Below are 26,283 nucleotides of genomic sequence, written 5' to 3'. Positions count from 1 at the left end.
AAGGCGCTCCTTCGGTCGGCGTGTGGGTTCAGCCCAAGGTGGGCGACAGGCGCAGGCCGGTTTTTTTCAGGATGCGGCTGCTCACCAGCATGTCGTCGGCGGCACAGGCGTCACCCAGCAGGTAGCGCAGGTGCTCGCGGTAGCTGTCGATTTCTTCGCGGCTGCGGCCGTGGACCATGGCGAACAGGTTGTAGCGCCAGTGGGGGCGGCGCGGACGCCGGTAGCAATGGCTGACAAAAGGCTGCGCACCCAGCAGGGCACCGAGGCGCGAGATGTCGGTATCGCGCACGTCCCAGACAGTCATGCCGTTGTGGCGATAACCCAGGCGATAGTGATTGGGCACGGCGGCAATACGACGGATCGCCCCCTCGGCCTGCAGGCGCTTGAGCAAATCGAGAGTGGATTCCACGCTCAGCCCCAGTTGCTCCGCGAGCCAGGCCCAGGGATCTTCGAGCAAGGGCAGGCCGGCCTGGGTCAGTTCCACTAGCCGTAGCGCCAGGGGCGTTTCATCCTGTGACGACGGCACTTGCAGTGAGGCCTCAGACGGGGAAATACAGGCCGACATGGTAGGTCTCCTCTTTGGGCAGGTTCAGCGGCACCAGGCCGGTCAGATGCTCGATGCGTGTCAGGGTGTCGGTGATGGCTTGCTCGCTGGGGCAGGCGAGGACGAACCACATGTTCCAGGTGTGTTCGCGGCGGTAGTTGTGGGCCACCTCGGGCATGGCCCCAAGCAACTCGGCGGTGGTCTCGAAACGCGGCTCGGGCACCGCCAGCGCCGCCAGGGTGAAGGCACCGCCCAGGCGATCGATGTCGAACATCGGGCCGAAGCGGGTGAGTACGCCGTCGTTGAGCAGTTCGTGCAGGCGGTCGAGCAATTCGCTGCTGTTGCTATCCAGTTCGCGGGCCAGGGCCTGCCAGGGATGCCGCACCAGCGGCAGGCCCAGTTGCAGGCGGTTGATCAGGCGACGGTCGAGGTCATCCATCGATGCGCGCTCCGGCCGGTGGCGCGAAGCGCCCGCCGCATTGCTTGAACAGATGGGTGCTGAACAGCAACTGGCGGGGCAGATCGTCGAGCAAATGCTCTTCCAGCAACGCCTGGACCTGGGCTTCCACACGATCACGCTGACGACCGTGGATCATGCAGAACAGGTTGTATTGCCACTGGGGCAGGCGTCGTGGCCGTTGGTAGCAAAGGCTGATGCCCGGTGCCTGGCCCAGGCGGCGACCGACCTCATCGACCAGGGCATCCGGCACATCCAGCACCAGCATGGCGTTGGCGGCGAAACCCAATGCGCGATGGTTGACCACCAGGCCGACACGACGGAACAGACCCTGCTCGTGCCAATGCTGCACTTGGTCGAGTACTTGTTGTTCGCTGACCTCGAGCTGTTCAGCCAGGGTGTGGAAGGGCCGTGATGTGAGGGGCAGGCCGATTTCCAGGTGACGGCGCAGCGCCAACGACTGTTGCTCGCTCAAGAGGGTTTTCATGGGGTGGTCTCCAGGGCAAAGCCCAGGTCGATGCGGTAGGCGGTCAGCATGGGCAGGTCCAGCGGTGTGAGGCCGGTGTCGTTTTCCAGCTCCTGGAGAATCTTTTCCAGGTGCGCGCGGTTGGGGCCAGTCAACACGAACCACAGGTTGTAGCGGTGTTCCCGGGCGTAGTTGTGATTGACTTCCGGGTATTGGCTGACGCGCGCGGCGACCTGGTGCAAACGGTCTTCGGGCACCGCCAGGGCCGCGAGGGTACTGGCACCGGCCCGGGTGTGTTCGAACACCGGGCCGACTCGCGACAAGGTGCCGGCCACTTGCAGGTGTTGCAGGCATTCGAGCACCTGGACTTCGCTGCAGCCCAGGGCGTCGGCCATGGCCCGATAGGGTTCGGCGCACAGCGGCAGGCCATGCTGGAATTGATCGATCAGGCGCCGGGCCAGTGAGCTCGATGTCATGGTCAGTACCCCGGCTTGTGCGCGCGGCTGCTGAAGAAAATGCCACTGGGGCTCAGGGCCGGCAGGCTGCTCAGGCGTTCGAGCCGATAGGGGTCCCAAGCCTGTACCTCACCGCCATCGCGGGTGGACAACCAGAGCTGGTCACCGCGGGCGGTGAATTCCATGTGCAGCACTGCGGGACCGGGCCGCAGGTCGGCGACGATGGCGTGGGTCTGGGTATCAATGACCTGCACCCGATCGTTGTCCGGGTAGGCGAAGTTGACCCACAACTGGCGACCGTCCGGCCGCGCCGTGACAAACACTGGTTGTCCGGCCACGGCGATGGCGTCGGTCGGCTGCCAGGTGCGAGTGTTCATCACCAACACCTGATGATGGCCGACGGCGGGCACGAAGGCCTGTTGGTCAGCCAGGGCCCAGCCTTCCAGATGGGGCATCTTGTACACCGGGAGGCGGGCCTCGCCGCGCCCGTAATGCCCCAGTACCCGTTTTACCCCGCGCTGCGGGTGCCAGAGATCGAGTTGCGCCATGCCGTCTTCACCGAACAGCCCAGCCATGTAGTAGCGCCCGTCGGGGGTGATCAGGGCGTCATAGGGTTGTTGGCCGATGGCGGTGAAACGTTCGATGCGCGGTGTATGGCCCTGGCTGAAGTCGGCGATCCAGATTTCGCCTGTATCGAACAGGCTGAACACAAAGCGTTGTCCGGGGGCGTCCACCAGACCCACCACTCGCGAACGTTTCTTGCCGTCGGGCAGGGGCGTGGCCGGAATGTCGGCGACCTGGTCCAGGGTCTGGGCGTCGAACACCTTGACGCCACCGGGCTCGTAGTTGGACACCGCGATCAGCTTGCCGTCCTGGCTGATCGCGCCACCGATGCTGTTGCCGCCCTGGATGATGCGCCGGTCGATGTGCGCGGTCAGCAGGTCGACCTTGCTCAAGCCACCATCACGGCCGAACACATAGGCGTAGCGCTGGTCACGGGAGAACACCACCGAGGCGTGGGACAGGTCGCCCAGTCCTTCAACGCGGGCGAGGGCGGTGCGGGTGTCGCTCTCGATGATTTGCAGGCTACCGGTGGCGCGCTCCACCACCACGCCCAGGTCGCCGGTGCCGCGCAACGGTGTCTGGGCGCAAGCCGAGAGCAGCAGGGCGATGGCTGTGAAGGACAACAGAGAACGGATCATGAGGCGGGTTTTCCTTGAAGGAGCCGGTCCACCAGCCAGCGGATATCGTCGGGGTCGAGCAACGGTGCCCAACCGGGCATGGCGCTGCCTGGCCGTCCCAGCGTGACGGTGGCGATGAGGCTGTCGCGGGATTTTCCGGCCAGGGCATCACGGGTCAGGGGGGGACCCAGGCCGCCGGTCATGTACAGGCCGTGGCAGGCGCCACAATCCTGGTCCAACAGGTGTTGCAGTTGCACCTGGCGCTGGTGGTCGGGAGCGGCCAGCACACAGGAGGAGAAAACAAAGAGGAGGGTGGTCATCAAGGTTGCAGCGCTGTGTCGTTCCATGACGTCCTCCTGATCAAGAAATAAAGTCGAGCGCAGCTTTTGTGGCGAGGGGTTTATGTGGGAGCAAGGCTTGCCCGCGATGGGTGCGATGCGGTCTTTCAGGGATCAAGGCGCCTGTTTCGCGAGCAAGCTTTGCTCCCACATAAATCCCTCGCCACAGGGAGATGCTCTCAGTCAAAGTTATTTAAGGGTCAAGACCCACGCAGCCAGGGTCTTGGCTTCTTCTTCAGTCACGGGGTTGGCCGGCATCGGCATCGGTCCCCAGTTGCCTTGCGTACCCTCCTTGATGTGTTTGGCGAGCAGTTCTTGCGCTCCGGCGACGCCGGCGTTTTTCGCCGCCACGTCCTTGAGCGCCGGGCCAACCACCTTGGTATCGATGGAGTGGCAGGCCGCACAGGGCTTGCTCTTGAACAGCGTCGGGCCGTCTTGTGCCAGCGCCGGTTGCAGGCTGGATACGGCGGTCAGGGCCAAGGCAATCAGAATAGGCTTCATGGTTTTTCCTCTTATTGATGGGGCTCAATAGATGTCGTGTTGGGTGTTGTAGACGTTGAATTTCCCGGTCGGGGTGATCAGGCGCTTGTCCTTGATCACGTTCTTGACCTTGAGGGTCTTGTCGTCGATCACCACCAGCGCCGACTCGTCTTCCTGACCACTCCAGACCGAGAACCAGACCTCGTCGCCGGCCTTGTTGTATTCCGGTTGCACCACGCGCAACGCGCCTTTCTTGATACCGGCGTACTCGGCAATCGGCAGCACGGTGTAACCGGCGTCGAGCTTGTTGATGTCGAACACCGCCACTGACTGGCTGAGCTTGGCGTCGGGGCTGAGGGTGGTGTCGACATACAGATGGCTGGACGCTGGGTGAGTCTTGATGAACAGCGAGCCGCCACCCTGGCCCTGCAGCGAGCCGACCTGCTTCCAGGCGTATTGCGGGTGGTTGACCGGGTCGGTGCCGATCAGCGAGACCCCGGCATCGCCCAGGTGGCTGGTGGCCCAGACCGGTCCGTAAAGTGGGTGGTTGAAGTTGGCGCCGCGTCCCGGATGGGGAGTCTTGCCCACGTCCACCAGGGCGGTGAGCTTGCGTTCCTTGGAGTCGATCACCGCGACTTTGTTGGAGTTGTTGGCGGCCGTCATGAAGTAGCGATGGCTGCTGTCCCAACCGCCGTCATGCAGGAACGGCGCGGCGTCGATGCTGGTGATGGTGAGGTTCTTGATGTCCTGATAGTTGACCAGCATCACCTTGCCGGTTTCCTTGACGTTGACGATGAACTCAGGCCACTCGTGGGAGGCGATGATGGCTGCGACTCGAGGTTCCGGGTGGTATTGCTGAGTGTCGACGGTCATGCCGCGGGTCGAGACGATCTGCTTGGGTTCCAGGGTCTCGCCGTCCATGATGGTGAACTGCGGTGGCCAGTACGAACCGGCGATGGTGTATTTGTCCTCGTAGCCTTTGAACTTGGAGGTTTCCACCGAGCGGGCTTCGATGCCCACCTTGATTTCCGCCACCTTGGTCGGCTCCTTCGGCCACAGGTCGATCATGTCGATCTTGGCGTCCCGACCGATCACCAGCAGGTAGCGACCCGAGGCCGAGATGCGCGAAATGTGCACCGCGTAACCGGTGTCGATCAGCTTGACGATTTTCTTGCTGTCGCCATCGATCAAGGCGATCTTGCCGTCATCGCGCAGGGTCACCGAGAACAGGTTCTGCAGGTTGAGCGTGCTGATCTGCTTGGTTGGCCGGTCTTCAGGCTTGACCAGCACTTTCCAGGTCTTGCGGGTTTCGGCCATGCCCCATTCCGGCGGCGTCGGTGGCGTGTGCTGGATGAACTTGGCCATCACCGTGATCTGGTCCTTGGTCAGGGCATTGGACGTGCCCCAGTTCGGCATGCCGGCGGCCGAGCCGTAGGTGATCAGCGCCTCCAGATAGGCCTGGCCGCGGGACTGGGTGATGTCGGGTGTCAGTGGCTTTCCGGTGGCGCCTTTGCGTAGCACGCCGTGGCAGCCGGCGCAGCGTTGGAAATAGATTTCCTTGGCCGAGTCGAAGTCGGCCTGGCTCAGGTCGGGCGCGCCTTCGGTCTTGACCACGCGGGGTTGTTCCGGCGCAGCGGTTTGGTCGGCGAAGGCGTGGGGGGCGGCCAGCGCTGTAAACAGCGCCGTGACCCGCAGGGCCCACGATTTTTTGTGGCTGATCAGCATTCCATTTCTCCTCAGGCGTGACCCGCGCTGCGCTGCAATTGAGGTTCGGCGCGCAGGTTCTTGGTGCGGTGCAAGGCTATGCCCAGCCCGGTGGTTAGCCGCTTGACGGCGATCAAGTTTGCCCGCCGCAGCCCTTGCCAGGTTGTCGCAGGGCCCCGTAGCGTGGCCGGCAATCGCGTCTCTGATCAGGCTCTGTCATGAACACTCTCCATACCCTGCAGCACCCGGACGAACCCTTCTATCAACCCCAGGACAACGAACAGGCGCTGTTCGAACAGGCTTGGCATCACGGCATGCCGGTGCTGATCAAAGGCCCCACTGGCTGTGGCAAGACCCGTTTCATCCAGCACATGGCCCACCGTCTGAAACTGCCGCTGTACACCGTGGCCTGCCACGATGACCTGAGTGCGGCCGATCTGGTGGGCCGACACCTGATTGGTGCCCAGGGCACCTGGTGGCAGGACGGACCATTGACCCGGGCGGTGCGCGAGGGTGGTATCTGTTATCTGGACGAGGTGGTCGAGGCGCGCCAGGACACGGCGGTGGTGCTGCACCCGTTGGCCGATGATCGGCGGCAGTTGTACCTGGAGCGCACGGGCGAGGTGCTCCAGGCTCCGTCGTCCTTCATGCTGGTGGTGTCGTATAACCCCGGTTACCAGAACCTGCTCAAAGGCATGAAGCCCAGCACCCGCCAGCGTTTTGTGTCGATGCGTTTTGGCTATCCGGCTGTCGCCGATGAAGAACGGATCGTTGCCCGTGAAGCGAGGGTTGACCTGGCCCTGGCGGCCCAGGTGGTGCGATTGGGGCAGGCGCTGCGCCGGCTCGACCAGCACGACCTGGAGGAAGTCGCCTCGACGCGCCTGCTTATCTTCGCCGCGCGCATGATCGGCTCCGGCATGGACCCTCGCCAGGCTTGCCTGGCCTGCCTGGCCGAGCCGTTGAGTGACGACCCGCAGACCGTCGCCGCGTTGATGGATGTGGTCGATGTCCACTTCGGCTGAAACCGCTATCGCCCTCCGGCGTTTGCCGGGGGACTTGGCGATGTGGTTCTTCATCCTCGCCGAGCTGTCGGTGTTTGCGCTGTTGATCCTGGCGTTCGCTGTCGCCCAGGCTCTGCACCCGCAGATGTTCAGTGAAGGCCGGCATTTGCTGGACCGTTCCACGGGGCTGGCGATGACCCTCAGCCTGTTGACCGCCGGGCTGTTCGCCGCCCTGGCCCAAGAGCAGGTCAGGCAAGATCGGTCGGGTCGAGGCGCGCTGTTTTTAGCGGTCGCGTTGTTGCTTGCCTGTGGCTACGTGGGGATCAAGCTCACCGAGTACGCCCATCTGTTGGCGAGCGGCCTGGGCATGGAGCGCAACACGTTCTTCACCTTGTACTGGATCCTCACCGCGTTTCATTTCCTCCATGTGCTGCTGGGCATGGTGATCCTCGGTTGGCTGGCCGAGGGTTGTCGGCGACGTCGTTATGATTCGCAGCGCTACAGCGGGCTGGAGTCCGGTGTGCTGTATTGGCACATGGTGGATATGGTCTGGGTGCTGTTGTTCCCATTGGTCTACATCCTCGATTGAGATGAAATACCCATGTCGGCTTCTCGTGTCCTGATCGTTTGTTGGTTGGCGCTGGCGGTGTTGAGCAGCGCCACCGTAGCCCTGGGCCAGGTCGCAGCCACCGGGTTGATCTCCATTGCCATATTGACGGTTGCGGTCGCCAAGGCCTGGCTGATTGCCGACGGCTTCATGGAACTGCGCCACGCCCCGCGTCTGTGGCGGCGTCTGGTGTTGAGCTGGGCTGCGCTGCTCGCGACTGCGATCGGGGTCGTCATTTTCTCGGTCTGATCGTTGCCACGCTCCGCATGGGAATACAGCCCATGAGGCTCTGCGTCACCTTCCAGAAGAGGAACGCGGAGCGTCCCAGGCGGCGTGCCCACGCAGGAGCGTGGGCACGATCGAAAAGCTCACCTGCCTTTCGGGCAGCGTTGGAACAACCGACTAAAACCATCGGAGATTCTTGATCGCCATCAAGCGGTTTCTGACCCCTCGCTTCCTAGAATGAACACGCCAAGCAATGAGGAAGTGACCATGTCAGATACCTTCACCAAAGGCATGGCCAGGAATATTTACTTCGGGGGAAGCGTGTTCTTCTTCCTGATATTCCTGGCCCTGACCTACCACACGGAACAGACCTTTCCCGAGCGTAGCAACCAGGCGCAATTGACCGAATCGGTGATACGCGGCAAGGGCGTCTGGGAGCGCAACAACTGCATCGGCTGCCATACCCTGCTGGGCGAGGGTGCGTACTTTGCGCCGGAGCTGGGCAATGTGGTCAACCGGCGCGGTGGCGAGGAGGCCTTCAAGCCGTTCCTGCAGGCCTGGATGAAAATGCAGCCGCTGAACGTTCCGGGTCGTCGGGCCATGCCGCAGTTCAACCTGAGTGAGCAGGAGGTCGACGACATCGCCGAGTTCCTCAAGTGGAGCTCGAAAATCAATACCAATGGCTGGCCGCCAAACAAGGAGGGCTGAGAGATGAGCATGGCTAATCCGCATCTGAAATTCGCCTCGCAGGCCGTCGCCAAACCTTACTTCGTGTTTGCCCTGATGCTGTTCCTGGGACAAGTGCTGTTCGGTTTGATCATGGGCTTGCAATACGTGGTCGGCGACTTCCTGTTCCCGCTGATTCCCTTCAACGTGGCCCGCATGGTCCACACCAACCTGCTGATCGTCTGGCTGTTGTTCGGCTTCATGGGCGCGGCGTATTACCTGATACCGGAGGAGGCTGACCGCGAACTGCACAGCCCGAAACTGGCGCTCGTGTTGTTCTGGGTGTTCGCCGCCGCAGGTGTTGCAACGATCCTGGGTTACCTCTCGGTGCCTTATGCGACGCTGGCGAAATTCACCGGCAACGATTTGCTGCCCACCATGGGCCGTGAATTCCTGGAGCAACCGACCATCACCAAGATGGGCATCGTCGTGGTGTGCCTGGGGTTCCTCTACAACATCGGCATGACCCTGCTCAAGGGGCGCAAGACCACGGTCAGCATGGTGATGATGACCGGTCTGATCGGCCTGGCAGTGTTCTTCCTGTTCTCCTTCTACAACCCGGAAAACCTCGCCCGTGACAAGTTCTACTGGTGGTGGGTGGTGCATCTCTGGGTGGAAGGCGTCTGGGAACTGATCATGGGTTCGATGCTCGCCTTTGTCCTGATCAAGATCACCGGCGTGGACCGCGAAGTGGTGGAAAAATGGCTCTACGTGATCATCGCCATGGCGCTGATTACCGGGATCATCGGTACCGGTCACCACTTCTTCTGGATCGGTGCGCCCGAGGTCTGGTTGTGGGTCGGCTCGATCTTCTCGGCGATGGAACCGCTGCCGTTCCTGGCGATGGTGGTCTTTGCCTTCAGCATGGTGAAAAACCGTCGCCGGCAACACCCGAACCGCGCCGCCACGTTGTGGGCCAAGGGCACTACGGTGACTGCGTTCTTCGGTGCGGGTGTCTGGGGGTTCCTGCACACCCTGGCACCGGTCAACTACTACACCCACGGTTCGCAACTGACTGCGGCCCATGGTCACCTGGCCTTCTACGGTGCCTACGCGATGATCGTGATGACGCTGATCAGCTACGCCATGCCACGCTTGCGTGGCTTGGGTGAAGCGGCGGACGAACGCTCGCAGCGCCTGGAGATCTGGGGCTTCTGGTTGATGACCCTGTCGATGGTGATGATCACCTTGTTCCTCACCGCCGCCGGTGTGGTCCAGGTGTGGTTGCAGCGCTGGATGACGGACGGCAGTGCCTTGCCGTTCATGGCCACGATGGATCACTTGAAGCCGCTGTTCTGGGCTCGGTTGGTCAGCGGTGTCGGCTTCCTGGCTGGGTTGCTCTGCTACCTGTTCAGCTTCCGCCAGCGTGGCCGCGCGGCCCTGCGTGCCCCGGCAGCGGTGGTGCCGTCGTAACTCACCACAACAGCTGAGCCGGACTCATTTGTGGCGAGGGGATTTATCCCCTCACCACACTGGGCTCGGTTTGGGAGGAAGATAACCATGGCCTTCACCCTAGAGCTGGAAGAATGGGTCGGCAGTGTCTGGCACCGTTTCATTACCCGCCGTGCCAGTGTCGATTTTCCTGAGGCACGGGTCGAGCTGATCCCCCGGCAACGCGCGCTGCAGGTGCTGTTTCGCGCCACCGGCGGCGCTCGTCATCTGGGGGTGGAAGCGGTCAGCGACCGTGATCTGTTGCTACGTCGCAACCTGTTGCAGCAGATCGCCGGCACCTGCAAGCAAGTGCCCCTGGCCTGCTGCGATGGCGACAACCTGCGTTTGCCCGCGAGCCTGGCAGCGTTTCCCGATACCGAATTGAACGAGGAACTGTATCGCTGGCTCGCGTTGCTGGCCGCGCAATCGGGGCCAATGCGTCACTGGGGGCGTGACAATCAACGCTGGACCCAGGCAGTGTTGCAGCGCTACCCGGCACTGCGCCCTCGCTACCGACGCCTGGTGGATGCGCACCTGTCCCTGCGCCCTGATCCGGCCACACTCAACCCGGCCGAAGCCACCCTGGAGCGTGCGCTGTGCCAAGCCTTGCGCGAACCGGGCAGCGTCGAACATTTTCCCCGTAGCGAGCGGGCGGCCTGGCCGTTGCCGCTGTGGCTTTACCCACCCCAACACCTGGCCAATCCCCAGGCCGCCAACCTCGAAGAGTCCGAGCAATACCTGGCGACACCGCCGGGTGAGCAGCAGGGCGGTCGCAAGCGCGCCGAGCGCATCGATGAAACCAGTCGTGACGGTGGGCTGCTGATCGTGCGCCTGGAGAACCTGTTCAGTTGGACCGAACATGTGGACCTGGATCGCTGGGCGGACGACAGCGAAGACCCGGACGCCGCTCGGGTGGCTGAAGACCTTGACCAATTGACCCTTTCGCGCACCCGCTTGCGCAAGGGGGGCGGCCTGAAACTGCACTTGGACCTGCCGCCGGCCGATGTGGATGACATCCCCTTGGGCGAGGGCATTCGCCTGCCCGAATGGGACTACCGCAAGCAACGGCTGCAGGATGATTTCGTCAGCGTACAAACCTTCATCCCCCGGGACTGCGAGCCACAGCCGCTGCCTTTGCGCTTGCGCCCCTCGGCCCAGCGCTTGCGTCGTCAATTCGAACACCTGCGTAACGATCGGCAATGGCTGCGCCAGCAAACCCAGGGCTCGGAACTGGACCTGCAAGCCTGGCTGGATTTTCACGTCGAGCGCCAGCACGGCCAATGCAGCGAGCGCGGCTTGTTCCTGGAACAACGCCAGACCCGTCGCGACCTGGCCTGCCTGCTGCTGGCGGACCTGTCGATGTCCACCGATGCCCACCTCAATGACGAACACCGGGTAATCGATGTCATACGCGATAGCCTGTTGCTGTTTGGCGAAACCCTGTCGGTGCTGGGGGACGATTTCGCCCTGTACGGGTTCTCTTCCCTGCGCCGCCAGCAGGTGCGCATGCATGAACTCAAAGCTTTCAATCAGCGTTACGACGATCACACTCGCGGACGTATCCAGGGACTCAAGCCCGGTTACTACACGCGTATGGGGGCGGCGATCCGCCAGGCCACGCAACGGCTGGAGGGCTGCAAACGGCGGCGCAAATTATTGTTGCTGCTCAGTGACGGCAAGCCCAATGACCTGGATCTCTACGAAGGGCGCTACGGTGTGGAGGACACCCGCCAGGCGGTGATCGAGGCGCGGCGCCAGGGGTTGACGCCGTTCTGTATCACCATCGATCGCGAAGCGGGGGATTACTTGCCGTACATGTTCGGGGCCAACGGCTACACCTTGATTCGCCAGCCCGAACAATTGCCGCTGCGGCTGCCGCAGTTGTACCGGCAGCTGACGCAGGATTGAGGGTTCAGACGATGTCGCGGGGCAGCCAGAAGAACATGCCGATGCAGAAGATCGTCAGCCCCACACAGAACCAACCGAAGCGCCGCAGCCGACGCTCGTCGGCCAAGGCAGCGTCGGCCGGCAGGGGCATGCCGCACTGGCGACATTCGTTTTCCTCGGCAGGGTTGGCGTGTTGGCAATACAGGCAGATGGACTGTGCGCTCATTCGAATTGCTCCAGGCGCAGGCGATCGAGAATGGCGATCTGGCGACCGTCCTGGGTGATGATCTTTTCGTCGATCAGGCGTCGGATGATCCGCGAGAAGGTTTCCGGCTGGATCGACAGGTGCCCGGCGATCAACTGCTTGGCCATTGGCAGTTCGAACTGACTGTCCACGGTTTGCAGGCGCACCAGTTGCGTCAGCAGGTAGCGCACCACCCGGTGGGTGGCATTTTTCAGCGACAGGGTTTCAATCTCGTTGACCCGCTGGTGCAGGCGTACGCAGAGCTTGCCGAGCAGGGCAAAGGTCAACCGGCTGTTGCTGTGCAACAGGCGCATGTACGTGGCGTTGGACAGGCGATACAACTGGGTCGGGCCGACGGCTTCGGCCGAGGCCACGTAGTTGGGCGTGTCCATCAGCATCATGGCTTCGGCGAAGGTCTGGCGCTCGCCGATCACCTCGAAGACTTTTTCCTGGCCGTCCGGGGTCAGCCGGTAGATTTTCACCGCTCCGGAAATCACGAAGTAAAACGCCTGCGCCGGTTCTCCCTGGCGGAACAGCGGATCGCCCTTGTCGATATTCAGCAATTGGCTGGTGCTCATCAGTTCGTCGAGCTGTTCTTCGTTCAACGGCTCGAACAGGTGATGGCTGCGCAGAATCTGGTGATGGACACGATGGAGCACCATGGCATGAATCCTTTTATAGGCAAGAAAGTAAACGGTTTCAGACCAGGCTCAGGGATAAGCCGCTGGCGAGCGCGACGATGCAGGCGAGCACAACGAACCAAGTGAGAGGCAAAACGACGTGTTTCATGGAGAACCCCTGGCAGAAAGTCTATGCCGTGCCTGAGCAAGAGACGGGCCATGCCTGTGGGCATTGATTCGTGGGGAGATACTGCGGGGGTGGGTATAAATGACCCTGTCGCAATAGGGTCAAAACAACCACGAAAGGGTAATAAATACCCTTTGAGCTACAGTCTTGGTGGGAGCGGGCTTGCTCGCGATGACGGTGGTACACCCAACATCAATACCCACTGACCCAGCGCTATCGCGAGCAAGCTCGCTCCCACAGGCAGGGACGGCATTTTATTGAGAGGCTCGACTGTGTTCGGCAAGCCCCTTGCAAGTACCTGTTCGAGACGGGAGGTTGCCGATGGGCGGGCTTGATCTGAGACAAGGCCTGCCGGCGTCGATAACCGATCATTCGAACCCTGATTTGTCGTACCTCGCTGGCGGGCCAGATCCCGGGTGAGGCTGAGGAGTGGTGTATGCAAGTGCTTGATCGTCGCAAGGCCATGGCCATTCTGCCGCTGTGGCGCCTGGCGTTCCGGCCGTTCTTTTTGGCCGGTTGCGTGTTGGCGCTGTTGGCCATCCCCCTATGGCTCGCGGCGTTCACCGGGCGGTTGTCGGCCTGGCAGCCGGCTGGCGGCTGGTTGGCCTGGCACCGTCATGAACTGTTGTTTGGTTTCGGCCTGGCGATTATCGCCGGCTTCCTGCTGACGGCGGTGCAGACCTGGACGGGTACCCCGGGGCTCAGCGGCAAGCGCTTGGCTGCGCTGGCTGTGGTGTGGCTCGGCGCACGATTGGCCTGGTTGGTCGATGCACCCTGGCCTGTGCTGACGGTGCTGGAGCTGGGGTTCGCCCTGGCGGTCGCGGTGTTGATGGGCATGACGTTGTGGCGCGTGCGGCAGAAGCGCAATTACCCGATCGTGCTGGTATTGCTGCTATTGGCCGCCGCTGATGGGTTGTCTGTGTACGGCCTGCTCCAGCACAACGAGGGCTTGCAACGCCAAAGCGTGCTCACCGGCTTGTGGTTGGTGGCGGCGATGATGGGGTTGATCGGCGGACGGGTGATTCCGTTCTTTACCCAGCGCGGCCTCGGGCGGGTCGAGGGCGTCGCGCCATGGCCGTGGCTCGATCGTCTGTTGCTGGCGGGTTCGGCGCTGGTGGCGTTGCTGTATGCCTTCGGTCCGGCGCTGGTGGCCAGTGCCTGGGTGGGCCTGTTGTTCGCCGCGCTGGCGGTGGGGCACGGGATTCGGCTGGTGCGTTGGCATGATCGAGACTTGTGGCGGGTGCCGCTGCTGTGGTCGTTGCACCTGGCCTACGCTTGGCTGGCGGTGGCCTGCCTGGGCATGGCGCTGTGGCACTTCGGTGTGCCGGTGAATCCGAGCCTGGCGGTGCATGGCCTGACCATCGGTGCCATGGCCGGGCTGATCCTGGCGATGATCGCCCGCGTTAGCCTGGGTCATACCGGGCGCCCCCTTGAGCCACCAGCGGGCATGACCCTGGCCTTCATCCTGTTGAACCTGGCGTGTGTGAGCCGTGTGCTGCTGGTGCTGGTATTCCCGTTGGCCGGGCTGTGGTTGGCGGGGTTGTGCTGGACGTTGGCGTTCGGCCTCTACGCCTGGCGTTATGGCCCGATGCTGTTGCAGACCCGGGTGGATGGGCATCCGGGATGAGTCGCCTGCGCGGAGGTAGTCGATGATGTATGGGGTCTTGCTGGTCACGCACCTGTTGGCGGCCATCGCCTTTATCGGCACGTTGTTTTTCGAGGTTTTTATCTGGCATGCCGCCCGTCGACCCCTGGCCCAAGGTGTCAAGGACGCCGCCGACCAGGCGATCGCCAAGCGCTCGCGGCATGTGCTGCACGGTGTCGTGGTGTTGCTGTACGGCGCCGGCCTGGGCCTGGCGTGGCAGCACCGAAGTGCACTGAGCCAACCGTTGAGCAGCAGCTTCGGCCTGCTACTGAGCCTGAAAATCCTCCTGGCCTTGAGCATCATCGGTCACTACTTGTGGCTGGCGTACTGGCTCAAGAGCGGTCGGCTGACCCCAGGCCGAGCCTGCTGGCTGCGCCGCAGTATCCTGGGGCACATGCTGCTGATCGTGGTGTTGGCCAAGGCGATGTTCTATTGGCAGTTTTAAGCAAGAGGGTGAAGGCCAACACTTGATTCAAGGGGGGGCCAAATAGCTTGAACACCATCAGTCCCCTGTGGAGCGAGCTTGCTCGCGATAGCGTCGGATCAGCCAGTATTGAGTTTTCTGGTCCACCGCCATCGCGAGCAAGCTCGCTCCCACAGGGGGCAGGTAATGCTTGATGGTCAGCGAACGGTTTTCATCGCATTGACGAACAACACATTGTTTTCCAGATGGATGTGCTGCATCAGGTCATCACGAAACTCCACGAGCCCGCGATACAGGGCGCGCCAGGTGTTGCAGGCGTTGGCGGGCGGGGTGATCTGGTCGGTCAGGGCTAGCATGGTTTCCAGGGCTTCACCGTGCTGGTCGTGTTCGTAACGCAGTACCTGGATCGGTGCCGAGGCCCGTTCGCCGAGGCCCTGTTGCAGCATCGGGAACAGCACCTGTTCTTCCTTGAGCATGTGGCCTTCGAGTTCCTGGTACATGTCCTGCAGGTGATCGGCCAGGCCATTCGGGCAGTTGGGCCGCGAACCGTGGACCTGCTCGACGCGCCGGGCCAGGCGGATCAGTTCCGGCAGTTGCTCGCGATGGCGGGCGTGGTAGCGTTCCAGGATGTGGGCGATCAGCAGGGCCTGGGGCTCGTCGCGCCAGTCATGGCCGAGTTCGCCGGCGGCTTGCAGTGTGCGCAGGGCATCGGCGATCAGCAGCGGATTCAGGCCTTTGCCCAGCGCGGCTTCGCGCAAGGACTTTTGCCCGCCGCAGCAGAAATCGAGGTTGTAATGATGGAAGGTGCGCGTGGCACCGGGAATGTCGCAGGCCAATTGGCCAAGGCTTTGTTCCAGCAGATCGAGGCTCATCATGTTTCCTTGGGTGGAATCCCGGGGAGGGACAGATGAGCGAGCTTTGCAGCCAGCGTGCCATATATAACTTGCTGAAAATAAAGCATTAAATTTTTGCCAGGGTGATTGTCACCCTGGCTGCGATGGGTCAAATGAACCCTGGAGGGTAATCACTACCATGCTGCGTGAAAGCCTGGCCGCCGACCTGATCGTCGAGTTGCCCAATGCCGTGCGATTGCAGCGCCTGGTGCAGACCCTGCGCGAATACTTCAACAGTGGCGCCGTGGGCCTGTTGCGTCTGGACGATGACAGCCTCAGGCCCGTGGCCACCGTAGGGCTGGTCCACGAGGCGCTGGGCCGTCGCTTCGTGATCGCCCAGCACCCGCGCCTGGCGGCGATCATGGCTTCGCGCGAACCGACTTGGTTCGAGCCCGACAGCCGTTTGCCGGATCCTTATGACGGCTTGCTCGACAACCACGTCGGCGAACCGCTGCCGGTGCACGATTGCATGGGCGTGAGCCTGTATGTGGAAGGCCGGTTGTGGGGCGCGATCACCCTCGATGCGCTCCACGCCGGCACCTTCGACAGCCGCGCCCGCGAGGAACTCAAGCGCTGCACCTTGCAGATCGAGGCGGCGGTGCGGGTCACTCGACTCGAGCAGGAAAACCGTAGCCTGCGGGCATCGCGCAGTGATCCGGCGGACCTGCGCCTGCCGGCCGAAGAGGGCGAGATCCTCGGGCGCAGCGAGGGGCTGCAGCAGTTGCTCAATGAGCTGGACGTACTGGCCGATTCGGAGTTGCCGGTGCTGTTGCTGGGGGAAACCGGTGTCGGCAAGGAGTTGTTCGCCCGCCGCCTGCATCGCCTGTCCCGGCGTGGCCACAAGCCGTTGGTCCAGGTCAATTGTGCGGCGTTGCCGGAGTCTCTGGCCGAAAGCGAGTTGTTCGGTCACGTCAAAGGCGCGTTTTCCGGCGCGACCACCGACCGCGCCGGGCGTTTCGACGCGGCCAATGGCGGCACGCTGTTTCTCGATGAGGTCGGCGAGTTGCCGTTGAGTGTGCAGGCCAAGTTGCTGCGCACCCTGCAAAACGGTGAGATCCAGCGCCTGGGGGCGGACAAGCCGCTGCACGTCGATGTGCGGATCATCGCCGCCACCAACCGGCATTTGCCCGACAGCATCCGTGACGGCCTGTTTCGCGCCGACCTGTATCACCGGCTCTCGGTCTACCCGGTGCCGATCCCGCCGTTGCGCGAACGCGGCCACGACGTGTTGATGTTGGCCGGACACTTTCTTGAACTGAACCGCACGCGCCTGGGCCTGCGTGGGTTGCGCCTGTCGCCGGCGGCCGAACAGGCGCTGCTGGCGTACTCCTGGCCGGGCAACGTGCGGGAGCTGGAGCACGTGATCAGTCGCGCGGCGTTAAAGCAACTGAGCCACGGCGCCAGTCGCAGCTTGATCATGACCCTGGAACCGCAGGTGCTGGATCTGGACGTCAATGCCAACGCAACGTCGGCGCAGGCAATGCTCCAGGCGCCCCTTCAAGCGCTCGATTCGCCGCTGCAGCCCTTGGGTGAGGCGGTCGATGCTTGTCAGCGCCAGGCGATCCTCAAGGCCCTGGAGCGTTGCGGGCAGAACTGGGCCGGGGCGGCGCGGCTGTTGGAGGTTGATCCGAGCAACCTGCATAAGCTGGCGCGGCGGTTGGGGCTCAAGTAGCGGTTTGTCTTTGTCTGTCACGACCGAGTTGCCTTCATCGCGAGCAAGCTCGCTCCCACACTCGCTCCCACATTCGTCCTATGGCGTTCACCTACCCCCTGTGGGAGCGAGCTTGCTCGCGATGGCGTCGGTAAATTCAACACAGGAATCAGCATTGACAACGATCAAGGTCGGCTCAGGTGGCCAGGCGCAGACTGGGCTAAACCTATCGGGAGATCACCGCCATGCCCCTTTCCCTGGCCAAGATGCGCCGCCAGTACACCCTCGATGGCCTGGATGAAACCCAGGCACCGGACGACCCGATGGTTTTGTTCGGGCTGTGGATGCAACAAGCACGCGACACCGAGAGCCCGCCGGTGGAAGCCAACAGCATGGCCCTGGCGACGGTGGACGAGCAGGGCCGGCCTCATTGCCGGATCTTGTTGCTCAAGGGCTTCAGTAGCGAAGGCTTCTCGTTTTTCGGTAACTACGACAGCGCCAAGGGCCAGGACCTGGCCGCCAATCCCTGGGCGGCCATGACTTTTTTCTGGCCGGGGCTGGAGCGGCAAGTGCGTATCGAAGGACCGGTCTGCAAACTCGATCCGGCGCTGTCGGATGCCTATTTCGAGTCCCGATCCGTGGCCAGTCGTCTTGGCGCCTGGGCCTCGCCACAAAGCCGCCGACTGGACGATCGCGCCGCCCTGGAAACCAGGCTGGCGCAAACCGAGCAACGGTTCGCCGATCAACCGGTGCCGCGTCCCGCACATTGGGGCGGTTATTGCCTGCGACCCGAACGGCTGGAGTTCTGGCAAGGGCGTGCCGACCGTTTGCATGATCGTCTCGACTACCGCCTGCAGGATGGTACCTGGCAGCGTAGCCGCCTGGCACCCTGACGCCGAGGGAGGTACCTCCATGGAGGAATAGGCCCGGCACCGAATGCGGTTCAGGCTGGGCCATCTTTTCTGACAGGACGGCTGACTATGGCCCATCTGACGCAACGCCTCTTCCAACCACTGAACATCGCCGTACTCACCATCAGCGATACCCGCTGTTTCGACACCGACACCTCCGGCCAGACCCTTGCGGATCTGCTGCAAACAGCCGGTCACGTGCTGATCGATCGCGGGCTGGTGAAGGACGATATCTACCAGATCCGTGCCCAGGTCTCGCAATGGATCGCCGACCCGAAAGTGCAAGTGGTGTTGATGACCGGCGGCACCGGTTTCACCCCGCGCGATAACACGCCTCAGGCGGTGGCGCCGCTGCTGGACAAGCACGTCGACGGTTTTGGTGAGTTGTTTCGCCAGGTGTCGTTGGCCGAGATCGGCATGTCCACCCTGCAATCGCGGGCGTTGGCGGGCATGAGCAACGGCGTGCTGGTGTGCTGCCTGCCGGGTTCGCCGGGGGCTTGCCGCACCGGTTGGGAACAGATCCTGGCCGGGCAATTGGACAGTCGCACCGGTCCGTGCAATTTCACGCCCCACCTCAAGCCGCAGACAGGTATTGCCCTGCAACCTTGTGAGGCGCGTTCATGAGCAGCGGTGCGTGTGGCAGCGCCTGTGACAGCGGCGCGCTGATGCCGGTGGATGAAGCCATCCGCTACTTGCTGGATCAGGCGCCGCTGCCGCCTCCGGTGCAGCGGGTGGCGCTGGACCAGGCCTTGGGCCGCGTGCTGGCGACCGACATTCGCTGCCCCATGAACCTGCCCCCATGGGACAACAGTGCCATGGACGGTTATGCCCTGCGGGCCGCCGACCTGCCGGCCGCTGGCGGTCATCTGACCTTGGCCGGGCGCATTGCCGCCGGTGAGGCACCGGGGCAACCGTTGCAGGCCGGGCAGTTGGTGCGGATTTTTACCGGTGCGCCGCTGCCGCCGGGGGCTGACACCGTGGTGCCCCAGGAAAGCTGTCGGGTGGAAGGTGAGCGGGTCTGGTTGCCACCGGTCAATGGCGGGGAGCATGTGCGCAAGGAGGGCGAGGAAATGCAGCGCGGGGACCGTTTGCTTCAGGCTGGAAAGCGCTTGCGAGCCCAGGAGTTGGGGTTACTGGCCGGTGCCGGGATTGCCCGGGTAGAGGTCTATCGCCCCTTGCAGGTAGGCCTGCTCAGCAGTGGCGATGAACTGCGCGAACCGGGCGAAACGCTGGCACCCGGGCAGATCTACAACAGCAATCGCCACAGTCTTCTGGCGCTGTTGCGCGGCTGGGGCCTGGAAGTACATGACTACGGCGTCATGCCCGACAAACTGCTCGCCAGTCGCCAGGCCTTGAGCCTGGCGGCGACCGAGTGCGATTTGCTGCTGACCTCCGGCGGCGTGTCGGTGGGTGAGGAAGATCATCTCAAGCAAGCCATCGAAGCGCTGGGTAGCGTTGACCTGTGGCGCTTGGCGATCCAGCCGGGCAAACCCCTGGCCTTTGGCGAGGTGGCCGGCAAACCCTGGATCGGGCTGCCGGGTAACCCGTCGGCGGCGCTGATTACCGCGTTGATTGTGGTGCGGCCGTTCCTGTTCCGGGCCCAGGGCATGGATGAGGTATTGCCCGCAGCGTTGCAGGTGCCAGCAGGATTTGACTGGTTAAAGCCCAACCGACGACGGCAGTACCTGCGGGCGAAATTGACGCCGAGCGCCGACGGCTCGCTGTGTGTCGAGCTGCATCCCCAACAAAGTTCGGCCATGTTGGCGGCCGCATGCTGGGCCGACGGGCTGGCCGTAGTGGAGAGCCAGGCGCAAGTGCGCAAGCACGACAAGGTGATGTATCTGCCGTTCGCGAGCCTGATGCAGTGACGGCAATTGATTGCCGTCAAGGTGGCCAGCGGAGGGCTGGCTAGACTGGCGGCGCCCTTAGTTTTCTCACGAGGATGCCCCATGCAACTGGTTTGCCCGGCAGGGAATCTGCCTGCTCTAAAAGCGGCGGTGCGCCAAGGCGCCGATGCCGTCTATGTCGGCTTTCGCGATGACACCAATGCCCGGCACTTCGCCGGGCTGAACATGGACGACAAGCAGTTCGACGCCGCTGTCGCGCACATCCGTCAACACCAACGCAAACTGTACGTGGCGGTCAACACCTACCCGCAACCCAAGGGCTGGGAGCGCTGGCAACGGGCGGTGGACCGCGCCGCCGATTTTGGCGTGGACGCGTTGATCGCCGCCGACCCCGGTGTGCTCAGCTACGCCCGCCAGCGCCATCCACAACTGGCGTTGCACCTGTCGGTACAAGGCTCGGCGACTCACGCGGCGGCCCTGGCTTTTTACGCCGAGCGCTATGACATCCGCCGCGCCGTGTTGCCTCGGGTGCTGTCCCTGGCCCAGGTGCGGCAGGTGGCAGCCGCCAGTCCGGTGCCGATCGAGGTCTTTGGTTTCGGCAGCTTGTGCATCATGGCCGAGGGGCGTTGTCACTTGTCTTCCTACATCACTGGCGAGTCGCCGAACCTGTGCGGTGTCTGCTCGCCCGCCAAGGCGGTGCGCTGGAGCGAGGACGCCGATGGCCTGAGCGCCCGCCTGAGCGAAGTGCTGATTGACCGCTACACCGCCGAAGAACCCGCCGGTTACCCAACCCTGTGCAAGGGCCGCTTCCTGGTGGGCGGCAAGCGTTTCCATGCACTGGAAGAACCCACCAGCCTCGACACCCTGGACCTGCTGCCGGAACTCACGGCCATCGGCGTCGAAGCGGTGAAAATCGAAGGCCGCCAGCGCAGCCCGGCGTATGTCGAACAAGTCACCCGGGTCTGGCGCGCTGCGCTGGATGCACACCAGGCCGCGCCGCAACGGTTCCGGGTACAGGAAGAATGGCGCCAGGTATTGGCCGGTTTGTCCGAGGGCAGCCAGACCACCCTGGGTGCCTACCATCGATCATGGCAATGAGGGAGGCCAGATGAAACTCAGCCTGGGACCGGTCCTGTTTTACTGGGACAAAGCGCAACTGGGGAATTTCTATGCCGAGATGTCGGCATTGCCGCTGGACGTGATTTACCTGGGGGAAACCGTGTGTTCGAAACGCCGGGCGTTCTCCCTGGATCAATGGCTGGGCTTGGCGCGTGAGCTGCAAGCGTGCAGTCAGGCGCAGATCGTGTTGTCGAGCCTGACGCTGATCGAGGCGGCCTCGGAGCTGTCCTCGCTGCGACGCCTGTGTGACAACGGCCAGTTGTTGGTGGAGGCCAATGACATGGGCGCGGTGCAGTTTCTCGCCGAGCGCAAATTGCCCTTCGTCGGCGGGCCGGCGTTGAACTTGTACAACGGCCATGCCCTCGGGCAATTGCTCGACAGCGGCATGATCCGTTGGGTACCGCCTGTGGAGTGTTCGGCGGCGCTGATCGGCGATGTGTTGGAGCAGGTGCGCGAGATGGACCGAGAAGTACCCGAGGTGGAGATTTTTGCCTACGGCCATCTGCCTTTGGCTTACTCGGCGCGCTGCTTCACCGCTCGGGCCGAAAACCGCCCCAAGGACGACTGTCAGTTCTGCTGCATCAATTATCCCGATGGCCTGGCCTTGACCAGCCAGGAAGGTCAACAGCTGTTCACCCTCAACGGCATCCAGACGATGTCCGGCGAGGTGACGAACCTGCTGGCCGATTACCCCGCGCTGATGGCCAGTGGCGCCGATTTGCTGCGCCTGAGCCCGCGCGCCCAGGGCATGGCCGAGGTGGTCACGGCCTTCGACAAGGTGCGCCAGGGCGAGGCACCACCGCTGTTCGTGGACGGTTGCAATGGCTATTGGCATGGTCACGCCGGCATGTTGAAAGTAGAGGAGGCGGGCCTGTGTTGAGTCCGAAGAAGTGGCTGCTCAAAGGCGCCGACCGCGTGTTGCCGCTGGTGAGCAAGGTGCCGTTCGTGGTGCAGCGACTGGCGTTGCAGCAGGCGCTCAATCGTTGCCTGGCCGAGCCAGTGCGCGATGGCGGATTCGAGGTGCTGCGCGGGCGTTGGTTGTGCCTGCGGGTACCCGACCTGAAACTGTGCTGGTACCTGACCCTGGCGCGGGACGGACTGCGCATCGCCGAACGGGCCGAGGCCCAGGTCACCATCAGCGGCAACTGGCGTGAGTTCCTGTTGCTGGCCAGCCGTCAGGAGGATCCCGATACCTTGTTCTTCCGCAGGCGCCTGGTGATTGAGGGCGACACCGAACTCGGGCTGGCGCTGAAGAACCTGATCGACAGCCTTGACCCGGAGGTCTTGCCGCCGTGGTTGTGGCGCAACCTGGAGCGGGCGGGCAAGGGGTTGGCAGCGGTGTGATGAAAGCCCCGAGTGTGTTGCCCCTGGTGTATTCCTGTTCCGGTTGCTCCAACGTCGCGCAACTGGCCAACAGCGTTGCCCTGCGCCTGGACCGTGCCGGCCTGGCGGAGATGTCCTGCATTGTCGGGGTGGGTGGGCATGTGGCGGCGCTGGTCAACAAGGCGCGCTCGGGGCGGCGGATCATTGCGCTGGACGGGTGTCCGTTGCAGTGCGTCCAGGCATGTTTGCAGCAGCATGATCTGACGGCGGATGTGCATGTGATTTTGAGCCAGTTGGGGCTGCGCAAGCGTTTCGGGGTCGATTGCTCGCAAGAGGAGGGGGACGAGTTGTTCGAGCGGTTGATACCGATGATAGGCGTTGATCGATAACCTGTGGCGAGGGAGCTTGCTCCCGCTGGGTCCTGTAGGAGCTGGCGAAGCCTGCGATCTTTTGATCTTTTGATCTTTCGCTTGAGAATCAAGTGTCTGGGGAAAGATCGCAGCCTCGTTGCACTCGACAGCGCCTACTGCTGGTAAGCCTCCAGATCATCTTCGGCCAGGATGCGAATGTTGCGCCGCTCCATGGCAATCAACCCCCCATCCACCAACCGATGAAGAATCCGCGAAAACGTCTCCGGCTGGATCCCCAGCTTGGAAGCCACCAGACGCTTGGACACCTGCAACACCACCTGACCATCCCGCGGATCCCGCTCCTGCAACAGGAAATTGATCACCCGCCGACTGGCGCTGGCCAAGGTCAGGTTGTCGATATCCTTCAGGCGCTGGTGCAGATGGATGCTCATGCTCGCCAGGATCGCCAGGCAAACCATGGGCTGGTCCTCGAGGGCCTTGCGATAATGCGTGCCTTCGACACTCACCAGCACACTGTCCTTGATCGCCGCCGCGCTGACCGGGTAGCAACGGGCCTGGCTGAACAGCAGGGCCTCGGCGAAGGTCTGGCCGGGCTGGATGATCTCCACCAGGTTTTCCTGGCCTTCGCCGGTGACCCGGTACAACTTGATCTGCCCACTGACCAGCAGGAAAAACCGCTTGGCCGGGTCGCCCTGGTGCATGAGCGTGCTGTTGCAGGGCAGGCGCTTGAGGACGGCGAGGTTGCACACGTCCTCGAAAATCCGCTCCGGCAATTGGCTGAACAGGTGGTGACGACGCAACAGTAAAACGATGGAAGGGTGAGTCAGCATGGCGTACCTCCGCGTACCCTCATGGTAGGGCCCAAGGCGTCGCCAGCCTATGCCTCGGCAGGCCTACCTCGGAAGAGGGATGGGCCCCCGCTCAAGACACAAACCTTGTGGGAGCAAAGCTTGCTCGCGATAGCGTCGGATCAGTCAGTATTGAGTTGTCTGGCCCACCGCTATCGCGAGCAAGCTGTGCTCCCACAGGGGGGATGTGTTGGCTGGGCTAGCCCGCTCCGCGCAGATGCTCCATGGCCCATACGGCCGCTTCGACCCGTGAACGCAGGCCGAGCTTGTGCAGCAGGTTTTTCACATGGACCTTGACCGTGCCTTCGGTGATGCCCAGTTTGTGTCCGATGACTTTGTTGCTGTAGCCGCCGGCGATGGTCTTGAGGACCTGGCGTTCGCGCTCGGTCAGTTCCACTTCGGTCTGCCGGGGCGGGGAGCGCAGGGCCTGGGCCATGACGCGGGTCAGGCCGGGGCTGATCACCAGCGCGCCGTTGAGGGCATCGCGGATGTACTGGATCAGCAGTTCAGGTTCCATGTCCTTGAGCAGGTAGCCGTTGGCATCCAGGCGCAGCGCATCGCGAATGTCGTCTTCGGCGTCGGACACGGTGAACAGCAGCACCTTGCCGGTGTAGTGCATGGCGCGCAGCCGACGCAGGGTTTCGATGCCGTTCATCTGCGGCATGTTGTTGTCCAGCAGCACCAGGTCGGGCTTGAGCGGTTCGATCAGCGTCAGGGCTTCTTCGCCGTGGTTGGCTTCGCCGACGATCTGCAAATCGTCTTCGAGCTCGAGCATCTGGCGGATCCCGCGACGCATCATCGGGTGATCGTCGACCAATAGCAGGGTGTGACGCAGAGGGGCGTTCATGTTGCGAGGCCTTCGGTGTGTTGGCCCAGGAATTCCGGTTGGAAATGCACCTGGATACGGGTGCCCTGGGGTGTTCGGGAGAGAATCTGCAATTGGCCACGCAGGCTGCGGGCCCGTTCGTTCATGATGTTCAGGCCATGATGTTCGCGCTGGTCCACTTCGCCACTGAAGCCTCGGCCATCGTCTTCGATTGACAGCCGCACCGTCTCGCCTTCCTGGCGCAGTTCGAGCCAGGCGTTCTCGGCATGGGCATGGCGCAGGCAGTTGGACAGGGCTTCACGGGTGATCTGCAGAATGTGGATCTGCTCGCTGGCCGACAGCTCGAAAGCCAGGCTGTCAACGAACAGGTGCACCTTGAAGTCGCCTCGGTTGGAGAACTCTTCGGCGGTGTCCTTGAGCTCCTCGACCAGGCCGTCGTCGTGGATCTGCAAACGGAAGGTCGTCAGCAATTCGCGCAACTGGCGGTAGGCGTTGTTGAGGCCTTCGCGCAGTTCGCCGGTGACGGTTTCCAGGGTCTGCACCGGCTCGCCCCGACGCATCAGGGTCTGCATGCGGCTGACTTGCAACTTCATGTACGACAGGGCCTGGGCCAGGGAATCATGCAACTCCCGGGCAATGATCGTGCGTTCATCGAGCAGCAGCAGGCGATGGTCCTGTTCGCGTTGGCGCTTGAGCGACAGCGACGTGCCGATCAGGTTGGCCAGGGCCTGGATCAACGCGGTTTCCCAGGGCTGCGCCGCGTGGCCGTCGACAAAGTGCGCCTTGAGCTCACCCAGCTCAGTGCCCTGGTTACTGATGCTGAAGGTCTGCGGCCGGGCAGTGTGATGTTTCTGGCAGGTGGCGCAATCGCTGCTGGCGCACACCTCGCGGCTGGCGGCACCATGCAGGGCCAGCAGTTGCCGGGCCGGCGCCTGCAATTGCCCTTGCAGGCACAGCGACAGGCGCAGGCCGGGCAGCCGCTGTTGGAAGCGCCGGATCAATTCATCCAGCCCTTCGGCGTTGGCCTGGCGGGTGGCGAGGTTGCGACTGCTCTGGTACAGCAACTCCAGGGCGGCATTGGCCTGTTGCAGGTTCAAGGTCTTTTGCTGGACCTGGTTTTCCAAGGTGCGATGAGATTGCTCGATGGTCTCGGCCATGGTGTTGAAGCTCGTCGCCAACTGGCCCAACTCATCCTCGGACTGATGATTGACCCGCACCTGGAACTCGCCCCGGCGAAAGCGCTGGGTGGCGTCGACCAGTTCCTGCAAGGGCGTGACCACGCCGTACTGCAACTCATACAGGCCGATCAGCAGGATGATCATGGTGCTGAACAACGCCATGCCCTGGATCGTCTGCTGCCAGCCTTGTTTGTGCTCGCTCTGGCGTTGCAGCAGGGTCACGAACTGGTCCAGTTGTTCGACGAAGGAACTGGCGCTGGCCTGGAAAAACGCCGCATCGCCGCGCTCGATGGCCGGGCGCAGGGTCTGGTTCCAGCGTTGCACAAGGTTCTGGTAGCTCTGGTGCAGGGACGTCGTGGGCCCGTCTTCCAGTACGGCGCGCAGGGCAGGGCTGTCGAGGCGCTGTTGCAGGCTGTCGATAATCGGGGCGATGTCGTCGTTGGCCCCAGCCGCCAGTTTCCAGCTCAGGTGGTAGGTCTCCATGCGCACGGAGCCGGCGGTGTTGATGGCTGCCGCATCGCCCTGGCTGAACCAGGCGATCAACCCGGCGCTCAGGGAGCTGGCCAGGGCCAGGATGGCAATGAGGATCACCGCCAGCCCGGCGCGAGCGGGCAGGGAGCTGCGCAGCCAGCGCATCATCGGCGTTGACCTGCGAGGAAAATCGGTGAGCCGAGCATAGGGGCGCCCTGGAACT

Annotated in this window: 30 protein-coding genes; 16 read left to right on the top strand and 14 right to left on the bottom strand. The window is 63.0% G+C overall.

What is annotated here, in order from left to right; all coding sequences use genetic code 11:
• Positions 1–28: 28 nt before the first annotated feature.
• The 8 genes from J9870_RS16605 to nirS form a co-directional block, all read right to left on the bottom strand.
• Positions 29–565 carry an Lrp/AsnC family transcriptional regulator gene (locus J9870_RS16605; protein ID WP_210639090.1) on the bottom strand — a complete coding sequence of 179 codons (537 nt, stop codon included), beginning with the start codon at positions 563–565 and terminating at the stop codon, positions 29–31.
• Positions 540–983 carry an Lrp/AsnC family transcriptional regulator gene (locus J9870_RS16600; RefSeq protein WP_210639089.1) on the bottom strand — a complete coding sequence of 148 codons (444 nt, stop codon included), beginning with the start codon at positions 981–983 and terminating at the stop codon, positions 540–542. Before J9870_RS16600 ends, J9870_RS16605 begins: the two co-directional genes overlap by 26 nt.
• Positions 976–1,488 carry an Lrp/AsnC family transcriptional regulator gene (locus tag J9870_RS16595; RefSeq protein ID WP_210639088.1) on the bottom strand — a complete coding sequence of 171 codons (513 nt, stop codon included), beginning with the start codon at positions 1,486–1,488 and terminating at the stop codon, positions 976–978. Before J9870_RS16595 ends, J9870_RS16600 begins: the two co-directional genes overlap by 8 nt.
• Positions 1,485–1,943 carry an Lrp/AsnC family transcriptional regulator gene (locus J9870_RS16590; protein ID WP_210639087.1) on the bottom strand — a complete coding sequence of 153 codons (459 nt, stop codon included), beginning with the start codon at positions 1,941–1,943 and terminating at the stop codon, positions 1,485–1,487. Before J9870_RS16590 ends, J9870_RS16595 begins: the two co-directional genes overlap by 4 nt.
• Before the next feature lie 2 nt (positions 1,944–1,945).
• Complete coding sequence (locus J9870_RS16585) at positions 1,946–3,124, bottom strand: cytochrome D1 domain-containing protein (protein ID WP_210639086.1); 1,179 nt, start codon at positions 3,122–3,124, stop codon at positions 1,946–1,948.
• Positions 3,121–3,450 (bottom strand): cytochrome c, encoded by a 330-nt coding sequence (locus J9870_RS16580; protein WP_210639085.1) that lies wholly within the window; start codon positions 3,448–3,450, stop codon positions 3,121–3,123. The genes J9870_RS16585 and J9870_RS16580 overlap by 4 nt, the downstream gene beginning before the upstream one ends.
• Positions 3,451–3,630: 180 nt before the next feature.
• On the bottom strand, positions 3,631–3,942 hold the full coding sequence (locus tag J9870_RS16575; RefSeq protein ID WP_210639084.1) for a c-type cytochrome: 312 nt from the start codon (positions 3,940–3,942) through the stop codon (positions 3,631–3,633).
• 24 nt (positions 3,943–3,966) lie between these two features.
• A complete protein-coding gene (gene nirS / locus J9870_RS16570) occupies positions 3,967–5,646 on the bottom strand; it encodes a nitrite reductase (RefSeq protein WP_210639083.1) in 1,680 nt (559 codons plus the stop codon).
• Between the two features lie 197 nt (positions 5,647–5,843).
• On the opposite strand from nirS, the gene J9870_RS16565 reads away from it, so the two are divergent.
• The 6 genes from J9870_RS16565 to J9870_RS16540 all read left to right on the top strand — a co-directional run bounded on the left by J9870_RS16565 (position 5,844) and on the right by J9870_RS16540 (position 11,523).
• Entirely contained in the window at positions 5,844–6,647 is an 804-nt protein-coding gene (locus J9870_RS16565) for a CbbQ/NirQ/NorQ/GpvN family protein (RefSeq protein WP_210639082.1), read from the top strand.
• Positions 6,631–7,215 carry a cytochrome c oxidase subunit 3 family protein gene (locus tag J9870_RS16560; protein WP_210639081.1) on the top strand — a complete coding sequence of 195 codons (585 nt, stop codon included), beginning with the start codon at positions 6,631–6,633 and terminating at the stop codon, positions 7,213–7,215. The genes J9870_RS16565 and J9870_RS16560 overlap by 17 nt, the downstream gene beginning before the upstream one ends.
• A 12-nt stretch (positions 7,216–7,227) precedes the next feature.
• Entirely contained in the window at positions 7,228–7,482 is a 255-nt protein-coding gene (locus tag J9870_RS16555) for a cytochrome C oxidase subunit IV family protein (protein ID WP_210639080.1), read from the top strand.
• Between the two features lie 243 nt (positions 7,483–7,725).
• Positions 7,726–8,166, top strand: coding sequence for a cytochrome c (locus J9870_RS16550; RefSeq protein ID WP_134924098.1), 441 nt, complete (start codon positions 7,726–7,728; stop codon positions 8,164–8,166).
• A gap of 3 nt (positions 8,167–8,169) precedes the next feature.
• On the top strand, positions 8,170–9,597 hold the full coding sequence (locus tag J9870_RS16545) for a cbb3-type cytochrome c oxidase subunit I (protein WP_072404347.1): 1,428 nt from the start codon (positions 8,170–8,172) through the stop codon (positions 9,595–9,597).
• Positions 9,598–9,684: 87 nt separating this feature from the next.
• Positions 9,685–11,523: a VWA domain-containing protein gene (locus J9870_RS16540; protein ID WP_210639079.1), complete on the top strand. Its 1,839-nt coding sequence runs from the start codon at positions 9,685–9,687 to the stop codon at positions 11,521–11,523.
• 4 nt (positions 11,524–11,527) lie between these two features.
• Here the strand turns inward: J9870_RS16540 and J9870_RS16535 are convergent, their stop codons facing one another.
• Complete coding sequence (locus tag J9870_RS16535) at positions 11,528–11,728, bottom strand: protein DnrP (protein WP_210639078.1); 201 nt, start codon at positions 11,726–11,728, stop codon at positions 11,528–11,530.
• Positions 11,725–12,408: a Crp/Fnr family transcriptional regulator gene (locus J9870_RS16530; protein ID WP_210639077.1), complete on the bottom strand. Its 684-nt coding sequence runs from the start codon at positions 12,406–12,408 to the stop codon at positions 11,725–11,727. Before J9870_RS16530 ends, J9870_RS16535 begins: the two co-directional genes overlap by 4 nt.
• A 581-nt stretch (positions 12,409–12,989) precedes the next feature.
• Here J9870_RS16530 and J9870_RS16525 point away from each other — a divergent pair.
• Entirely contained in the window at positions 12,990–14,180 is a 1,191-nt protein-coding gene (locus J9870_RS16525; RefSeq protein WP_210639076.1) for an NnrS family protein, read from the top strand.
• A gap of 22 nt (positions 14,181–14,202) precedes the next feature.
• Positions 14,203–14,643, top strand: a complete 441-nt coding sequence (locus J9870_RS16520) for a hypothetical protein (protein WP_210639075.1) — start codon at positions 14,203–14,205, stop codon at positions 14,641–14,643.
• A gap of 176 nt (positions 14,644–14,819) precedes the next feature.
• Here J9870_RS16520 and ytfE read toward each other — a convergent pair whose 3' ends face one another.
• The gene (ytfE, locus tag J9870_RS16515) at positions 14,820–15,494 is read right to left on the bottom strand and encodes an iron-sulfur cluster repair protein YtfE (RefSeq protein WP_210639074.1); all 675 of its coding nucleotides are present in this window, start codon (positions 15,492–15,494) and stop codon (positions 14,820–14,822) included.
• Positions 15,495–15,654: 160 nt separating this feature from the next.
• Between ytfE and norR the strand changes: the two genes are divergently transcribed.
• The 8 genes from norR (at position 15,655) to J9870_RS16475 (ending at position 22,755) form a co-directional block, all read left to right on the top strand.
• A complete protein-coding gene (norR, locus tag J9870_RS16510) occupies positions 15,655–17,187 on the top strand; it encodes a nitric oxide reductase transcriptional regulator NorR (RefSeq protein ID WP_210639073.1) in 1,533 nt (510 codons plus the stop codon).
• 224 nt (positions 17,188–17,411) lie between these two features.
• Positions 17,412–18,059, top strand: coding sequence for a pyridoxamine 5'-phosphate oxidase (gene pdxH, locus J9870_RS16505; RefSeq protein WP_210639072.1), 648 nt, complete (start codon positions 17,412–17,414; stop codon positions 18,057–18,059).
• Positions 18,060–18,146: 87 nt separating this feature from the next.
• Entirely contained in the window at positions 18,147–18,701 is a 555-nt protein-coding gene (gene moaB / locus J9870_RS16500; protein WP_210639071.1) for a molybdenum cofactor biosynthesis protein B, read from the top strand.
• Positions 18,698–19,945: a gephyrin-like molybdotransferase Glp gene (gene glp / locus J9870_RS16495; protein ID WP_210639070.1), complete on the top strand. Its 1,248-nt coding sequence runs from the start codon at positions 18,698–18,700 to the stop codon at positions 19,943–19,945. Before moaB ends, glp begins: the two co-directional genes overlap by 4 nt.
• Before the next feature lie 81 nt (positions 19,946–20,026).
• The gene (locus J9870_RS16490; protein WP_210639069.1) at positions 20,027–21,022 is read left to right on the top strand and encodes a peptidase U32 family protein; all 996 of its coding nucleotides are present in this window, start codon (positions 20,027–20,029) and stop codon (positions 21,020–21,022) included.
• Positions 21,023–21,032: 10 nt separating this feature from the next.
• Positions 21,033–21,923 carry a U32 family peptidase gene (locus J9870_RS16485; protein WP_210639068.1) on the top strand — a complete coding sequence of 297 codons (891 nt, stop codon included), beginning with the start codon at positions 21,033–21,035 and terminating at the stop codon, positions 21,921–21,923.
• Entirely contained in the window at positions 21,917–22,387 is a 471-nt protein-coding gene (locus tag J9870_RS16480; RefSeq protein ID WP_135845147.1) for an SCP2 sterol-binding domain-containing protein, read from the top strand. The genes J9870_RS16485 and J9870_RS16480 overlap by 7 nt, the downstream gene beginning before the upstream one ends.
• On the top strand, positions 22,387–22,755 hold the full coding sequence (locus J9870_RS16475) for a putative zinc-binding protein (RefSeq protein ID WP_210639067.1): 369 nt from the start codon (positions 22,387–22,389) through the stop codon (positions 22,753–22,755). The genes J9870_RS16480 and J9870_RS16475 overlap by 1 nt, the downstream gene beginning before the upstream one ends.
• A gap of 134 nt (positions 22,756–22,889) precedes the next feature.
• Here the strand turns inward: J9870_RS16475 and J9870_RS16470 are convergent, their stop codons facing one another.
• From J9870_RS16470 to J9870_RS16460, 3 genes are all read right to left on the bottom strand, one after another.
• On the bottom strand, positions 22,890–23,567 hold the full coding sequence (locus tag J9870_RS16470; RefSeq protein WP_210639066.1) for a Crp/Fnr family transcriptional regulator: 678 nt from the start codon (positions 23,565–23,567) through the stop codon (positions 22,890–22,892).
• A 217-nt stretch (positions 23,568–23,784) separates the two neighbouring features.
• A complete protein-coding gene (gene narL, locus J9870_RS16465; protein ID WP_210639065.1) occupies positions 23,785–24,432 on the bottom strand; it encodes a two-component system response regulator NarL in 648 nt (215 codons plus the stop codon).
• The gene (locus J9870_RS16460; protein ID WP_210639064.1) at positions 24,429–26,228 is read right to left on the bottom strand and encodes a HAMP domain-containing protein; all 1,800 of its coding nucleotides are present in this window, start codon (positions 26,226–26,228) and stop codon (positions 24,429–24,431) included. The genes narL and J9870_RS16460 overlap by 4 nt, the downstream gene beginning before the upstream one ends.
• Between the last annotated feature and the right edge of the window lie 55 nt (positions 26,229–26,283).

This window comes from Pseudomonas sp. Tri1 (genome assembly GCF_017968885.1).
Lineage (GTDB): Bacteria > Pseudomonadota > Gammaproteobacteria > Pseudomonadales > Pseudomonadaceae > Aquipseudomonas.
This window is presented reverse-complemented; position numbering and strand designations above follow the sequence as displayed.